This is a genomic window from Pseudomonas sp. Z2-11 (assembly GCF_054161305.1).
The window spans coordinates 59622-74617 of the sequence record NZ_CP096395.1 but is presented as its reverse complement, the minus strand read 5'-3'; the positions used below and the strand labels follow the sequence as shown (position 1 = coordinate 74617).

Genomic DNA, 14996 nt, shown 5'->3' with positions numbered 1-14996 from the left:
TGGTTCCACCGATGTTTCAGATTATTGCTCGGCGATCAGCGTCTCGACCTTGATGATCTGCTGGGCCAGCGTGGCCCGGTCGGCGCAACGCAGGTTGGCGTGACCAACCTTGCGCCCGACCTTGAACGCCTTGCCGTAGTGATGCAGGTGGCAGTCGGCGATCGCCAGGACCTTCTCGGTGTCCGGCACCTTGCCGATGAAGTTCAGCATCGCGCTTTCGCCGACCTTGGCCGTCGACCCCAGCGGCAGCCCGGCGACCGCCCGCAGGTGGTTTTCGAACTGGCTGCACTCGGCGCCTTCGGTGGTCCAGTGCCCGGAGTTGTGCACGCGCGGGGCAATTTCATTGGCCTTGAGGCCGCCATCCACTTCAAAGAACTCGAACGCCATGACGCCGACGTAATCGAGCTGCTTGAGTACCCGGCTGGAGTAGTCTTCAGCCAAGGTTTGCAGCGGGTGGTCGGTGCTGGCGACGGACAGCTTGAGGATGCCGTCCTTGTGGGTGTTGTGCACCAGCGGGTAGAAACGGATTTCACCGTCACGGGCACGCACGGCGATCAGCGAGACTTCGCCAGTGAAAGGCACGAAACCTTCCAGCAGGCAGCCGACACTGCCCAGCTCGGCGAATGTGCCGGGGACGTCTTCCGGGTTGCGCAGGACCTTCTGGCCCTTGCCGTCGTAACCCAGGGTGCGGGTCTTGAGCACGGCCGGCAGGCCGATGGACGCAACGGCGGCTTCCAGGTCGGCCTGGGACTGAATGTCGGCGAAGGCCGGGGTCGGAATGCCCAGGTCCTTGAACATGTTCTTTTCGAACCATCGATCGCGGGCGATGCGCAAGGCTTCGGCGCTCGGGAAAACCGGGACGAACTGGGACAGGAAGGCAACGGTCTCGGCCGGGACACTTTCGAATTCGAAGGTCACCAGGTCGACTTCATCGGCCAGCTGGCGCAGGTGATCCTGATCGCCGTAATCGGCACGCAGGTGTTCACCCAGTGCCGCGGCACAGGCGTCCGGCGCCGGATCCAGGAAAGCGAAGTTCATCCCCAGCGGCGTACCCGCCAGGGCCAACATGCGACCCAACTGGCCGCCACCGATTACACCGATCTTCATTCGTCAACAACCTCAGGCAATGCGTGGGTCTGGATTGTCCAGGACGCTGTCTGTCTGCTCAGCGCGGAATTTTTTCAGCACGGTATGAAACTGCGGATGCTTGGCGCCCAGGATACTCGCCGACAACAGGGCTGCGTTGATCGCGCCGGCCTTGCCGATGGCCAGGGTGGCAACCGGGATGCCGGCCGGCATCTGCACGATCGACAGCAACGAATCGACGCCCGAGAGCATCGATGACTGTACCGGCACGCCCAGTACCGGCAAGTGCGTCTTGGCCGCGCACATGCCTGGCAGGTGAGCCGCGCCGCCGGCGCCGGCGATGATCACTTCGATGCCACGCGCCTCGGCTTCTTCGGCGTACTGGAACAGCAGGTCCGGGGTGCGGTGGGCGGACACCACTTTCACCTCGTAGGGGATGCCGAGCTTTTCCAGCATATCGGCGGTGTGGCTAAGGGTGGACCAATCGGACTTGGAGCCCATGATCACGCCAACCAGTGCACTCATCGTCGTGCCTCTTCTCTCTGGGCGCCCTGGGGCGCGTCAAAAAACAACAAGCCACGCAGGAAACCGGCGTGGCTTGTTGTACGAATTATGGCCGGATGGACCGACCGAAGGCCGGGCAGTATACCGTAATGAAGCAGATAAACAGCCCCTGTCGCGACCATCTGTCATGCGTTGCGCAAACCGCGGTTTTCCTGACTATCGAGTCAGTGCGCCGGGCTCATTTACGGCGAAATATCTTGAGGTGCAGCAGCGGTTTATCCAGTTCAAAAAGCAGCCTATAAGAATCCGGCACGGTGCGCTCTTGTAACCAAGGGGGCACTTTCTGGAGCACTTATTGAACAGGACGTTCAAACATGCCAAAACCTATCGTGATCCTAGTTATCCAACACGACGATCTAAAAGATTACAGTGTGAGCCAATTCTATCCCGATTATTTTTCCTGGTTTAACACCGAGCTGGAAAGAGTTGCACATCGTAAAGTCCAGATCACAGTCCATCCCGTGGGTACTTACCCCTCGCTCTCGGGATTCAATTACAAGCATGCAGACGAAGTAAAAACCATCCGGGAGTGGCGCCGACTGGTGGAGGAACTGCACATCAAGACGGTGCATAACCGCGGCCTTGAGCCCTCCCTCACCAAGATCCTGTTGCTGACTCGGGACAATCTCAACAGCAAAGTTGCCGGTATCGCAAACGTCAAGGGCTACGCGGCCATTGCTTCAATCACTCAATACCGAGCACCCGCCCATGAAATAGGCCATATGCTGGGCGCGACCCATGATGACGGCGCAATCGAATATGACGGCTGGTGGCATAATTCGATCATGTTCGGCGACGAACTCTCGAACTTTCGTGGCAATACCTACCGCTTTACCGAAAAGAACCGGGCAAACATCCGCAGTTATGTAGACAGCTTCGACTGACCCGCCCATCCGGCGTGAAAGCCCAGACGGCGGTTTTCACGCTTTTCAAGCCGCAGGGCTGGCCGCCCCGCCTTCAAGCTTGCGCCACAACAACCGCACATTGGCCTTGCGCACCAGGGCGCAGCGGTACAGGCGGATTTCCAGCGGCACGTGCCATTGCGCGCCCCCGCAGATCACCAGCTCGCCCCGGGCCAGTTCGTTGCGCACACTCAGGTGCGGCACCCACGCGATGCCCAGGCCTTCCAGCGCCATGCTTTTCAGGCTGTCGGCCATGGCCGTCTCGTAGACCGTGGTGAAACGCAGGGCGCGCTGGCGCAACAACTGGTTCACCGAACGGCCCAGAAAAGCGCCGGCGCTGTAGGCCAGCAGGGGCACGCTGGTCTCGCCCTCCAGGTCGAACAACGGCTTGCGGTCGGCATCGGCCGCGCAGACGGGGAGCATTTCGGTCTGGCCCAGGTGCAACGACGGGAAGATCTCCGGGTCCATCTGCATCGCCGAATCCGGGTCGTAGAAGGCCAGCATCAAGTCGCAGCCCCCTTCACGCAGGGCATGCACGGCATCGCCGACATTGGTCGCCACCAGCCGCGTGGCGATGTTCATGCCTTCGTTGCGCAACTGGGCGATCCAGCGCGGAAAGAAACCCAACGCCAGGGAGTGCGCCGCCGCTACCTGGATAACTTCGCCCTGCCCGCCCTCCAGGTGGTGCAAGTGCCGCAGCACTTCGCCCAACTGCTCGACCACCGTGCGCGCCGTCACCAGGAACAACTGTCCCGCCGCAGTCAGTTCGATCGGCGTACGGGAGCGGTTGACCAGGGTCAGCCCCAGCGCCGCCTCCAGGCTGCGGATCCGCCGGCTGAACGCTGGTTGCGTCACAAAGCGGCGCTCGGCCGCCTGGGAAAAACTGCGCGTCGCGGCCAAGGCACTGAAGTCCTCCAGCCATTTGCTTTCAAGATTCATTTCCGTCCTCCCGTAGGACGCACCAAAACAGGTCACACGTTCGACGCATCATCGGCGTCACACGTGCATTATGCCGAATGTGCATAGGCCAGTGCTTAACAGCATTGGCCCTAAATTTTATGAAAGCCTAGGATTCACAGCGTTCCGGCTCAGACCGGGTCCTTATTGAGATGATTGACATCATGTCCTCCGCTGCATCATTCCGCACAGAAAAAGACCTGCTTGGCGTACTCGAAGTACCGGCGCAAGCGTATTACGGCATCCAGACCCTGCGAGCGATCAACAACTTTCGTCTCTCCGGCGTCCCGATCTCGCATTACCCGAAACTGGTGGTCGGTCTGGCAATGGTCAAGCAAGCCGCCGCTGACGCCAACCGTGAGTTGGGCCAGCTCAGCGAAGCCAAGCACGCCGCCATCAGCGAAGCCTGTGCACGATTGATCCGCGGCGATTTCCACGACGAATTCGTGGTGGATATGATCCAGGGCGGCGCCGGCACGTCGACCAACATGAATGCCAACGAAGTCATCGCCAACATCGCGCTGGAGGCCATGGGTCACCAGAAGGGCGAATACCAGTACCTGCATCCGAACAACGACGTGAACATGGCGCAGTCGACCAACGACGCCTACCCGACCGCGATCCGCTTGGGTCTGCTGCTGGGCCACGACGCGTTGCTGGCCAGCCTCGACAGCCTGATCCAGGCGTTCGCCGCCAAGGGCGAGGAATTCAGCCACGTACTGAAAATGGGCCGTACCCAACTGCAAGACGCCGTGCCGATGACGCTGGGCCAGGAATTCCGCGCCTTCGCCACCACCCTGAGCGAAGACCTGGCGCGCCTGAAAACCCTGGCGCCTGAATTGCTCACCGAAGTGAACCTGGGCGGCACCGCCATCGGTACCGGCATCAACGCCGATCCGCGTTACCAGGCCCTGGCCGTACAACGCCTGGCAACCATCAGCGGCCAACCGCTGGTTCCGGCCGCCGACCTGATCGAAGCGACCTCCGACATGGGCGCCTTCGTGCTGTTTTCCGGCATGCTCAAGCGTACCGCGGTCAAGCTGTCGAAGATCTGCAACGACTTGCGCCTGCTGTCCAGCGGCCCACGCACCGGCATCAACGAAATCAATCTGCCGGCCCGCCAGCCAGGCAGTTCGATCATGCCTGGCAAGGTCAACCCGGTGATCCCTGAAGCGGTGAACCAGGTCGCGTTCCAGATCATCGGCAACGACCTGGCGCTGACCATGGCGGCCGAAGGCGGCCAACTGCAACTGAACGTGATGGAGCCGCTGATCGCCTTCAAAATCTTCGACTCGATCCGCCTGCTGCAACGGGCCATGGACATGCTGCGCGAGCACTGCATCGTCGGCATCACAGCCAACGAAGCGCGCTGCCGCGAGCTGGTCGAGCACTCGATCGGCCTGGTTACCGCCCTGAACCCGTACATCGGCTATGAAAACGCCACCCGCATCGCCCGCGTCGCCCTGGAAAGTGGCCGCGGCGTGCTGGAACTGGTGCGCGAGGAAGGCTTGCTCGACGACGCCATGCTCGACGACATCCTGCGCCCGGAAAACATGATTGCCCCGCGTCTGGTCCCACTGAAGGCTTGATCGACGCGACCACTGCTCACCAGGTCGAGGGACTAGACACCTCTCACCTTTTGAGGGCTTGGGGACTCGTTCCCCAGGCCCTTTTTTTTAACCGACAACTGAAAGCGGGAGCAGATTTGTAGGAGCAAGCCTACTCGCGATAAACAGCGACGCGCTGCCGTTGTACCCCGCGTCGCCAGCTATCTAGAGCCGGCTCACTTCCACAAGAACCTGACCGAAGGGCCAGGAGATACAAGGGTTCGTTTCGTCGCACGCACCACAACTGTGCAGACGGGCGCCGCACTGATAGGTATAGTGCCGCCCCTCTTCGCATGAGTGGTCGTCGGTAGCGAGACCTCACAACATGCGAAAACCGAACTAATAACAAACCCGCGAAGTGGACCGGGACGAACATCGCCTCAACTGTCGTGCCGCGCGCCGGCCGATGTAACACGATGTTTCCAAATGGCCAGCATTTGCTTAAACAAAAAACAGCGAGGAATACTCATGCTCGAAGTCATCAACGACTTCCTCTCAGGGAAAGTGCTGATCGTGCTCATTGTCGGGCTCGGTGGCTACTTCACGATCCGCTCGCGTTTCGTCCAGTTCCGTCATTTCTTTCATATGTTCTCGGTGTTCCGGGACAGCCTGAAAAGCAGCACTGACCAGCTCAGCTCCTTCCAGGCCCTGATGCTCAGCCTTGCCGGCCGTGTCGGCGCGGGCAACATCGCCGGTGTCGGCATCGCCGTGACCCTCGGCGGGCCTGGTGCGGTGTTCTGGATGTGGGTGACCGCGCTGGTCGGCATGTCCAGCAGCTTCTTCGAGTGCTCCCTCGGCCAGCTCTACAAGCGCTGCGATTCCGAAGGCCAGTTCCGTGGTGGTCCGTCCTACTACATCCAGCACGGCCTGCAGAAACGCTGGCTGGGCATGATCATGGCGTTCCTGCTGCTGATCACCTTCGGCTTCGCCTTCAACGGCCTGCAAGCCCACGCCGTCACTCACTCGCTGAATAACGCCTTCGGCCTCGATACCACCTACACCGGCCTCGGCCTGGCGGTGCTGCTGGGCCTGGTATTCATCGGCGGGATCAAGCGAATCGCCAAGGTTGCTGACCTGCTGGTACCGGTCAAGACCCTGGCATACATCGCCGTGACGCTCTACGTGATCGTGCTGCAATTCGAACATGTACCAGGCATGCTGGCGACGATCGTCAGGAGCGCCTTCGGTCTGGACCAGGCCTTTGGCGGCCTGATCGGCAGCGCCATCGTCATGGGCGTCAAGCGTGGCGTGTTCGCCAACGAAGCCGGCCTGGGCAGTGCGCCTAACGTGGCCGCCGTGGCGTCGGTGGAGCACCCGGTCGCGCAAGGCGTGGTCCAGGCGTTCAGCGTTTTCCTCGACACGTTCGTGATCTGCACCTGCACCGCGCTGCTGATCCTGCTGTCGGGTTTCTACACCCCAGGCTTCGAAGGCGACGGCATTGCCCTGACCCAGAACTCCCTGGCGGCCGTGGTCGGCGACTGGGGCCGGATATTCATCTCCGTAGCCCTGTCGTTGTTCGTGTTCACCTCGATCCTCTACAACTATTACCTGGGCGAAAACAACCTGCGCTTCATGCTAGGTGAAAACCGCAAGGCGCTGATGGCCTATCGCGCCTTGGTCCTGGGACTGATTTTCTGGGGCGCCATCGAGAACCTCGGCACCGTGTTCGCCTTCGCCGATATCACCATGACGCTGCTGGCGTTCGTGAACCTGATCGCGCTGTTCCTGCTGTTCAAGGTCGGCATGCGCATCCTGCGCGACTATGACGACCAGCGTTCGGCTGGTATCAAGGTTCCGGTCTTCGATTCCAGCAAATTCCCCGACCTGGACCTGGACCGCAAGGCCTGGCCAGCGAACCCGTCGACCCCCGCCGCTGAATCCGGCAACGCCTCCGCGAGCCTGGCCGCAGCGCAACGCTGATCAGCAGGTTGTTTGAAAAAAACCGGGCGCATCCCCTGCGCCCGGCGTGACACAACACAAGGTCGGCGTCATGCTCGGCCTTATGTTGCAGCAGCGAGTGAAGCTGCTGTTTTCGTCCTCGGAGAACACCCCATGAATGCCTCGACCTATCCCGCCGCCCAGCACGTCATGGTGCTTTATACCGGCGGCACCATCGGTATGCAGGCCAGCGCCAACGGCCTGGCCCCGGCATCCGGTTTCGAAGCGCGGATGCGCGACTACCTGCACAGCCAGCCCGAACTGGTTATCCCGCAATGGCGTTTCCGGGAGATGTCGCCGCTGATCGACAGCGCCAACATGACCCCGGCCTATTGGCAGCAACTGCGCGAAGCGGTGGTCGACGCCGTCGATGCACAGGGCTGCGACAGTGTGCTGATCCTGCACGGTACCGACACACTGGCCTACAGCGCCGCCGCCATGAGTTTCCAGTTGCTCGGCTCGCACGCGCGGGTTTGCTTCACCGGTTCGATGCTGCCGGCCGGCGTGACCGACAGCGACGCCTGGGAAAACCTCAGCGGCGCGCTGGTCGCCCTCGGCCAGGGCCTGGCGCCGGGCGTGCACCTGTATTTCCACGGTGAACTGCTGGCGCCGACCCGCTGCGCCAAGGTGCGCAGCTTTGGTCGCCATCCGTTCAAGCGCCTGGAGCGCCAGGGCGGCGGCATCGAGGCCACCTCGCTGCCGGCGCAGTTGAATTACAACCAGCCGAAACAGTTGGCAAACGTCGTGGTGCTGCCATTGTTCCCCGGCATTGGCGCCGAGGTTATCGATGGCTTGCTGGGCAGCGGCATCCAGGGCCTGGTGCTGGAGTGCTACGGCAGCGGCACCGGTCCGAGCGACAACCCGGCCTTCCTCGCCAGCCTGGAACGGGCGCGGGACAACGGCGTGGTGGTCGTGGCGGTCACTCAATGCCATGAAGGCGGCGTCGAGCTGGACATCTACGAAGCGGGCAGTCGCTTGCGCGGCGTCGGCGTGCTGTCCGGCGGCGGCATGACCCGCGAGGCTGCATTCGGCAAGCTACAGGCATTGATTGGTGCGGGCTTGCCGGTGGATGAGGTTCGGCGGCTGGTTGAGCTGGATCTTTGCCGGGAGCTGGCATGACCCACTTGTAAGGCCCGGCCCATCAGAACTGCTTGGTCAACTATCAGTTCTGACAGTAGCTGGCCGCGTCCCTCACGCCTAACGTGAGTTCCGGTAGATCCGCGTCACATGATCGGGCGCGGGTCGATATCGATCTCGGAGCTCAAGCATGAAAACGCATAGATTCCTCGACAACTCGACGTTCGAGGGCTTTCAGCGGTCTTCAAACACTCTGTTTTCCCAACGGCAACGAGTGCCACCGACCCTTTATCGCTCCAAGAGCCCGTTCATTCCCCATGAAACGCTAGGAATTATTATCCCTATCGAGCTGGCCTCTTCTCCTCTTCGTGTGTATGTGCATATCCCCACAGCCGACCTGCCGGATACCGCCACCGTTTCCATCAAGGTCCGGGCGCTCGACGGCAGCGCTGGCTTCGCTTCTGAAAGCCTGCCTATCAGCCCGCCGGAAACGATGATCATCGAGATACCGCAAAAACACCTCAAGCTTTTCGCGGGCAAGGAACTGGCCATCCGCTACTTCGTCGAGCTGTCCGATGAGGAACCGGTCGGCTCCGAGGAACTGTTCGCCAAGGTCACCTTGCCACTGGTTTATACCCGCCCCGTCGTGGAGGGGGTAATCGACTCGAAGCTCAAGGTGACCGACTACCCAGACGGGCTGGATGTGACTGAAGCTATCATCGAGAATCTGGAATATCCCAGCGTCGTAACGTGTAGTTGGATTGTGTCACTACCTGTAGATGGCGGGAGTGTCGAGCTTTATAGCCTGGAGCAGAGAGTCCCGGCAGCGCCAGGCCTGCCTTATTGCTTTCGTATTCCACCGCAGGCCTATGCTTTTCCTTCCGAGGTAAGTTGCAGTTGCGGAGTTTCTGTCGATTTCGCGCCCTATGATCCAGATGCCGAAACTTATGGGCTCGGTGGCTACAAGATCAGCTTCGTTAGATAAGGTCGCAGACACATCCGGCATACAACTTGCTCCCTCCTTCCAGCCTCCCCCGGCTGGAAACGGACCATGCTGCATTCCCACCTCACCACGCTCAACGCGGTCTCCCTGGTGCTCAACGCGTTCAGGAACGAAGGCTTGCCCAGTGAAGCGCTGTTGGCCGGCAGCGGCATCAGCATGGCGGACCTGAGCCGGGCGGACACACGTATCACCACCAACCAGGAGATGCAGGTCTGCGCCAACGCCGTGGCGCTCAAACGTGACATAGGCCTGGAATTGGGCCGCAACATGCACGTTTCGTCCTACGGCATGCTCGGCTATGCCCTGCTCACCAGCGCCACCTTAGGTGACGCTTTACGCCTGGCGCTGCGTTACCCGGCGCTATTGGGAACACTCTTTGAGCTGACACTGGAAGACGACGGCGAGCACATCTGGCTCAGCGCCAGCGACTATCGGGAAAACCCGGCCCTGGCGGTGTTCAATGCCGAGTTCTGCATGGTCTCGCTGAGGGTCATCTGCAACGACCTGCTCGGTCATGCGCTCCCCTTGCGAGCGACACGTTTCGAACACTCGGCACCGGATTATCAGGCACGTTATGAGGCCCTGTTCGAATGCCCTGTGCGTTTTGACAGTATCGACAACGCGTTCGCCTTCGATCGTCACTGGCTCGCGCAGCCCTTGCCACTGGCTGACCCCATCACTCATCACGCCATGGCCGAACGCTGCCGCCGCCAGAACACCGAGTTCACTGGCAGGCAGGCCTGGCTGGGACGCATCCGCCACTCGCTCGCCGCACAACTGGATGCCCCGCCAGGCCTGGAAGGCTTGGCCGAACAGATGAACTGCTCGGCGCGCACCCTGCGCCGGCATCTCAAGGACCTGGGCTGCAGCTACCAGGAATTGCTCGACGAACTGCGCTTCGAACGGGCAAAGCAGATGCTCGGTGAAGATCAATTGCCGATCTACCGGATCGCCGAAATGCTCGGTTTCAGCGAAACAGCCAGCTTCCGCCACGCATTCGTACGCTGGAGCGGCGTGGCGCCGAGTCAGTTCAGGCCATGAACGCTGCCCTGTGGCGAGGGAGCTTGCTCCCGCTCGGCGGCGCAGCCGTCGTAGATCGGATAACGCGGTGTATCTGTAGAAGATGTGTCAAGCGTTTTGGGGCGGCTTCGCCACCCAGCGGGAGCAAGCTCCCTCGCCACGGGACATTAGGGGAGGCCTGAATCTCGGTGTTGCCCCGAACCGGCGCATGCCCGCGCCAACAAGGGGCGATTTACGGTCAACTATTTTGGCCATTTCGATCCCCTTTTGGCCTCTCCTGCCGTTCTCCCAAACGCGGCGCGCCGCAAGACTGTGGATACCGGATCAGCCCCTGCGGAGAACAAGAATGCTGACGATCTATTCCGACGATCACCACCTGCACCATGGACGTTGCGAGTTGATGGACGGGCAACTGATGCCCTGCTTCGAAATGCCCTCCCGCGCCGATCATGTGCTGGAGCGGGTCAAGGCCCGGGCGTTAGGGCCGGTGGAGGCGCCACGGGATTTCGGCCTGGCGCCGATCCAGCGCATCCACAGTGCGCAATACCTTGAATTCTTCGAAGGTGCCTGGGACCGCTGGAGCGAATTCAACCGCGACGGCGACCTGCTGCCCTATACCTGGCCGGCGCGCACCCTGCGTACCGTTATCCCGACGAGCCTGCACGGTCAACTCGGCTATTACAGTTTCGACGGCGGCGCCCCGATTACCGCCGGCACCTGGCAGGCCGCCTACAGCGCAGCCCAGGTCGCCCTCACCGCCCAGGCCGAAATCCAGCGCGGTGCCCGCAGTGCCTTCGCGTTGTGCCGGCCACCGGGGCACCACGCCGCCAGCGACTTGATGGGGGGTTATTGCTACCTCAACAACGCGGCGATCGCCGCCCAGGCTTTCCTTGACCAGGGCCACCGGAAGGTCGCGATCCTCGATGTCGACTACCACCATGGCAACGGCACCCAATCGATTTTCTACCAACGCAGCGATGTGTTGTTCGCCTCGATCCATGGCCATCCCGAAGCCGAATTCCCGTTCTTCCTGGGCTACGCCGACGAGCGCGGCGAAGGTGCCGGCACGGGATTCAATTTCAACTACCCGCTGCCCGCCGGTTCCGGTTGGGACAGCTGGAGCGCCGCCCTCGAACAGGCCTGCGGCGAGGTCCTGGACTATGACGCCGATGTCATCGTCGTCTGCCTGGGCGTGGACACCTTCAAGGACGACCCGATCTCCCAATTCAAGCTCGACAGTCCAGATTACCTGGCGATGGGCAAACGCATCGCGGCGCTCGGCAAACCGACGCTGTTCGTGATGGAGGGTGGTTATGCGGTGACCGAAATCGGCATCAACGCGGTGAACGTTCTCGAAGGTTTTCAAAGCGCCCAATGAGGAATATCAGCATGAAAAGACTCAAGCGTCTGATGGCTCCAGCCCTCTGCGCCACGCTGCTGTGCGGCGCGGTCCAGGCCGAGGAGCGCACCCTGCGTGTCTACAATTGGTTCGACTACATCACGCCCAAGGCCCTGGAAGACTTCAAGGCGCAGCACAGCCAGGTCAAACTGGTCTACGACATCTTCGACACCAACGAAGCCCTGGAGGCCAAGCTGCTAACCGGTAACGCCGGCTACGATGTGGTCGTGCCGTCCAATGTGTTCCTGGCCAAACAGATCGAGGCCGGCGTATTCCAGCCCCTGGACCGCAGCAAATTGCCGAACTGGAACCACCTCGATCCCAAGCTGATGAAGCTGATCGAAGCCAACGATCCGGGCAACAAGTTTGCGGTGCCCTACATGTACGGCACCATCCTGATCGGCTTCAACCCGGCCAAGGTCAAGGCCGCGCTGGGCGACAATGCGCCGGTAGACAGTTGGGACCTGATCTTCAAGGAAGAAAACGTCAGCAAGCTCAAGCAGTGCGGCGTGGCCCTGCTCGATTCGCCTTCGGAAATCCTGCCCTTGGCCTTGCAGCACCTGGGCCTGGATCCCAACAGCAAGAAACCGGCGGACTATGCCAAGGCCGAAGCGCTGCTGATGAAGATCCGGCCGCACATCACCTATTTTCACTCATCCAAATACATGGCCGACATCGCCAACGGCGACATCTGCGTAGCGGTCGGCTACTCCGGCAGCTTCTCCCAGGCCGCCAATCGCGCCAAGGAGGCCAAGAACGGCGTGACCGTGGACATGCGCCTGCCCAAGGAAGGCGCGCCGATCTGGTTCGACATGCTGGCCATTCCCAAGGGTGCAAAGAACCCGGACGACGCCTACGCCTTCATCGACTATCTGTTGCAGCCGAAGGTGATCGCACCCGTCAGTGATTTTGTCGGCTACCCGAACCCGAACAAGGACGCCACCGACATGGTCGATCCGGCGATCCGCAACAATCCCAACCTGTATCCGACCGAGGCGGCAATGGCGACGCTGTACACGTTGCAACCCTTGCCGAGGGATGCCGAGCGGGCACGGACGAGGGCCTGGACGAGGATTAAATCCGGCCAGTGACGCAGGCTGCAGCCTCGGTATGGGCTTCAGGGCCGGGCGCTTGCGCCCGGCTCCGTATCAACGGATTCCCCAGGCTTTTGCCAAGCTTGCCAGCGCAGTATCTATCGCCGCAGGCGGCACGGCGGCGAACCCCAGCACCATGCCTGCACGGATTTGGGACGGCGCCGTGGCGGGCAACCAATAACTGCTCAAGCCGTTGATTTCGATGCCCACGCCGGCGGCCTGGGCAACCAGCTCGCGCTCGCGCTCGATGCTCTGCACTGGAACCGTGACGTGCAGCCCGGCGACCACGGTGGGCATCGCGCCAACGCCTGCGACAGCCTCCGGCCAGCCCGCCAGAAGCGCATCGCGGCGGGCCAGAGCGGCCCGACGCATGCGCCTGATGTGCCGCTGGAAATGTCCAGCGGCCATGAACTCGGCCATCACCGCTTGAGTGCTGACTTCAGAATGGCGCACATCCACTGCCCGACGGCGGGCGAAGGCATCGACCAGGCCGGGCGGCAGCACCAGGTAACCCAGGCGCAACGCCGGGAACGCAACCTTGCCGAACGTCCCGACATACAAGACACGGCCTCCGCGATCCAGCGCAGCCAAGGGCGCCAGCGGCGCGCCGCTGTAGCGGTACTCGCCGTCATAGTCGTCTTCGACGATCCAGCCATCGTTGCGCCCGGCCCAGGCCAGCAGTTCCAGACGCCGTGCCAGGCTCATGACTACTCCGGTCGGATATTGATGGGATGGCGTCACGTAAGCCAGCCGACAGTGGTCCAGTGCAGCCAGCGCTGCACAATCGAGCCCGTCGCTGTCCACCGGCACGCCCCGCACATCGCCACCGGCCACGGCAAACGCATGCCCCGCGGCGCGATAGCCCGGATTTTCCACCGCGACGATGTCGCCAGGGTCCACCAGCAACTGTGCACAAAGGCTGATCGCCTGTTGCGCGCCACTGGTGATCACAATTTGCTCAGCCGAGCAGTGCAAACCCCGTGAACTACGCAGGTAGGCCGCGACCAGGCCGCGCAGGCGCGCATCGCCTTGGGCATCGCCGTAGCACAACTGCTGCAGGTCCGGCTTTCGCCAGAACGCCGCGTTCAGCTTGGCCCACACGTCGAAAGGAAACAGATCGAACGCCGGGACGCCGACCCGAAACGCTCTTGGCGGTCCGCTCGGGGGCTGGGCCAAATGATGCTTTTCGACCCGTTCGAGCGCGTTGCTGTGGATAACTTTGCTGGATGGAAACACAGGGGAATCAAGCCGAATTGTGGATAAGGCTGTGGGTAAGCCTGTTGAAAACCCTGTGGATGGTTTTGTGGATAATTTTCCCGACGGCATTGCCAGCGGTGAAAGTTTCGCCACGTAGGTGCCGTCACCCACTCGCCCTTCTATGAAGCCTTCGGCATACAGCTGGTCGTAGGCGCGTACCACGCTGTTGCGGGAAATCGACAACGCCGCCGCCAGGTCGCGGCTGGCCGGCAACCGTGTGCCGCTGGCCAGGCGTCCGTCCAGTACTCGCGCACGCAGGGCCTGATAGAGCTGGCGACTGAGCCCATGGCGACGGTCCAGCTCGATGCCGGCGGGATTGAAAGACAATGGCGGTACGGCATCGGGCATGACTGCACCTGCAAATGGACCTGTCGAATTTGCCGAAAGTGGCTCTTACAACAGACCAATAGCCTGCCTACGATGAAGCCAATCGCCAAGGAACAATTTCCATGTACAACCCAAAAGCCTTTGCTATGGAAGACCTGCCTCACTTGCATCGCATGATGGATGACTGTCGCCTCGCCGTATTGATTACCCACGGCGAACACGGCTTGCAGGCCAGCCATCTGCCGCTGCTGCTGGACACTCGACAGGGGCCGAACGGAACCCTCCATGGGCACATGGCGCGCGCCAATCCGCAGTGGCGTGACCTGGAAGCCGGTGCCGAAGCGCTGGTGGTATTTGCGGGCGTCGACGCTTACGTCAGCCCGGGTTTCTATCCGGGCAAGGCCGAGCACGGCAAGGTCGTGCCCACCTGGAATTACCTCGCCGTCCACGCCTATGGCAACGCCGAGGTGTTCGGCGATCCTCAACGGCTGCGCAACCTGGTCGGCGAGCTCACCCACCGCCATGAAAGCGGTCGGGCCCAGCCATGGAAAATCGACGACGCCCCGGCGGAATATATCGACAGCATGCTCAAGGCCATCGTCGGCTTCGCGCTGCCCATCCAGCGTCTGGAAGGCAAGCGCAAGCTCAGCCAGAACCGCAGCCCCGCGGATGCCGCCGGGGTTCGTAACGGGCTCGCCATGAGCCCCGACCCGCAGGACCAGGCACTCGCACGCCTGATGCCTGAACAATTGCCTCAGGAGTGAA

The 14996-nt window shown here is 61.7% G+C and carries 13 protein-coding genes; 9 read left to right on the top strand and 4 right to left on the bottom strand.

Annotated elements, in window-relative coordinates:
- Window positions 1-21: 21 nt before the first annotated feature.
- Window positions 22-1107, bottom strand: coding sequence for a 5-(carboxyamino)imidazole ribonucleotide synthase (locus M1E16_RS00325; RefSeq protein WP_434696291.1), 1086 nt, complete (start codon window positions 1105-1107; stop codon window positions 22-24).
- A 12-nt stretch (window positions 1108-1119) separates the two neighbouring features.
- Window positions 1120-1611 (bottom strand): 5-(carboxyamino)imidazole ribonucleotide mutase, encoded by a 492-nt coding sequence (purE, locus tag M1E16_RS00320; RefSeq protein ID WP_003196369.1) that lies wholly within the window; start codon window positions 1609-1611, stop codon window positions 1120-1122.
- A gap of 353 nt (window positions 1612-1964) precedes the next feature.
- Between purE and M1E16_RS00315 the strand changes: the two genes are divergently transcribed.
- On the top strand, window positions 1965-2534 hold the full coding sequence (locus tag M1E16_RS00315; RefSeq protein WP_458128923.1) for a reprolysin-like metallopeptidase: 570 nt from the start codon (window positions 1965-1967) through the stop codon (window positions 2532-2534).
- 45 nt (window positions 2535-2579) lie between these two features.
- Here the strand turns inward: M1E16_RS00315 and M1E16_RS00310 are convergent, their stop codons facing one another.
- On the bottom strand, window positions 2580-3491 hold the full coding sequence (locus tag M1E16_RS00310; protein ID WP_434602400.1) for a LysR substrate-binding domain-containing protein: 912 nt from the start codon (window positions 3489-3491) through the stop codon (window positions 2580-2582).
- A 182-nt stretch (window positions 3492-3673) separates the two neighbouring features.
- On the opposite strand from M1E16_RS00310, the gene aspA reads away from it, so the two are divergent.
- From aspA to M1E16_RS00275, 7 genes are all read left to right on the top strand, one after another.
- Window positions 3674-5098: an aspartate ammonia-lyase gene (gene aspA, locus M1E16_RS00305; RefSeq protein ID WP_434570586.1), complete on the top strand. Its 1425-nt coding sequence runs from the start codon at window positions 3674-3676 to the stop codon at window positions 5096-5098.
- 486 nt (window positions 5099-5584) lie between these two features.
- Window positions 5585-7036: an alanine/glycine:cation symporter family protein gene (locus tag M1E16_RS00300; protein ID WP_434654391.1), complete on the top strand. Its 1452-nt coding sequence runs from the start codon at window positions 5585-5587 to the stop codon at window positions 7034-7036.
- Between the two features lie 132 nt (window positions 7037-7168).
- Window positions 7169-8173: an asparaginase gene (locus M1E16_RS00295; RefSeq protein ID WP_458128922.1), complete on the top strand. Its 1005-nt coding sequence runs from the start codon at window positions 7169-7171 to the stop codon at window positions 8171-8173.
- Between the two features lie 148 nt (window positions 8174-8321).
- A complete protein-coding gene (locus tag M1E16_RS00290) occupies window positions 8322-9116 on the top strand; it encodes a hypothetical protein (protein WP_458128921.1) in 795 nt (264 codons plus the stop codon).
- 66 nt (window positions 9117-9182) lie between these two features.
- Complete coding sequence (locus M1E16_RS00285) at window positions 9183-10175, top strand: AraC family transcriptional regulator (protein ID WP_458128920.1); 993 nt, start codon at window positions 9183-9185, stop codon at window positions 10173-10175.
- Between the two features lie 325 nt (window positions 10176-10500).
- Window positions 10501-11532 (top strand): histone deacetylase family protein, encoded by a 1032-nt coding sequence (locus tag M1E16_RS00280; RefSeq protein WP_458128919.1) that lies wholly within the window; start codon window positions 10501-10503, stop codon window positions 11530-11532.
- Window positions 11533-11543: 11 nt separating this feature from the next.
- Complete coding sequence (locus tag M1E16_RS00275) at window positions 11544-12644, top strand: polyamine ABC transporter substrate-binding protein (RefSeq protein WP_458128918.1); 1101 nt, start codon at window positions 11544-11546, stop codon at window positions 12642-12644.
- 57 nt (window positions 12645-12701) lie between these two features.
- On the opposite strand, the gene pdxR is transcribed toward M1E16_RS00275, so the two are convergent.
- Window positions 12702-14252, bottom strand: coding sequence for a MocR-like pyridoxine biosynthesis transcription factor PdxR (pdxR, locus tag M1E16_RS00270; RefSeq protein ID WP_458128917.1), 1551 nt, complete (start codon window positions 14250-14252; stop codon window positions 12702-12704).
- Between the two features lie 101 nt (window positions 14253-14353).
- On the opposite strand from pdxR, the gene M1E16_RS00265 reads away from it, so the two are divergent.
- Complete coding sequence (locus M1E16_RS00265; protein ID WP_458128916.1) at window positions 14354-14995, top strand: FMN-binding negative transcriptional regulator; 642 nt, start codon at window positions 14354-14356, stop codon at window positions 14993-14995.
- The last annotated feature ends 1 nt before the right edge of the window (window position 14996 follow it).

Coding starts and splice junctions, on each gene's coding strand:
- M1E16_RS00280 (WP_458128919.1), top strand. CDS start 10,501: ATGCTGACGATCTATTCCGACGATCACCACCTGCACCATGGACGTTGC.
- M1E16_RS00295 (WP_458128922.1), top strand. CDS start 7,169: ATGAATGCCTCGACCTATCCCGCCGCCCAGCACGTCATGGTGCTTTAT.
- M1E16_RS00315 (WP_458128923.1), top strand. CDS start 1,965: ATGCCAAAACCTATCGTGATCCTAGTTATCCAACACGACGATCTAAAA.
- aspA (WP_434570586.1), top strand. CDS start 3,674: ATGTCCTCCGCTGCATCATTCCGCACAGAAAAAGACCTGCTTGGCGTA.
- pdxR (WP_458128917.1), bottom strand. CDS start 14,252: ATGCCCGATGCCGTACCGCCATTGTCTTTCAATCCCGCCGGCATCGAG.
- M1E16_RS00310 (WP_434602400.1), bottom strand. CDS start 3,491: ATGAATCTTGAAAGCAAATGGCTGGAGGACTTCAGTGCCTTGGCCGCG.
- M1E16_RS00265 (WP_458128916.1), top strand. CDS start 14,354: ATGTACAACCCAAAAGCCTTTGCTATGGAAGACCTGCCTCACTTGCAT.
- M1E16_RS00285 (WP_458128920.1), top strand. CDS start 9,183: ATGCTGCATTCCCACCTCACCACGCTCAACGCGGTCTCCCTGGTGCTC.
- purE (WP_003196369.1), bottom strand. CDS start 1,611: ATGAGTGCACTGGTTGGCGTGATCATGGGCTCCAAGTCCGATTGGTCC.
- M1E16_RS00300 (WP_434654391.1), top strand. CDS start 5,585: ATGCTCGAAGTCATCAACGACTTCCTCTCAGGGAAAGTGCTGATCGTG.
- M1E16_RS00290 (WP_458128921.1), top strand. CDS start 8,322: ATGAAAACGCATAGATTCCTCGACAACTCGACGTTCGAGGGCTTTCAG.
- M1E16_RS00275 (WP_458128918.1), top strand. CDS start 11,544: ATGAAAAGACTCAAGCGTCTGATGGCTCCAGCCCTCTGCGCCACGCTG.
- M1E16_RS00325 (WP_434696291.1), bottom strand. CDS start 1,107: ATGAAGATCGGTGTAATCGGTGGCGGCCAGTTGGGTCGCATGTTGGCC.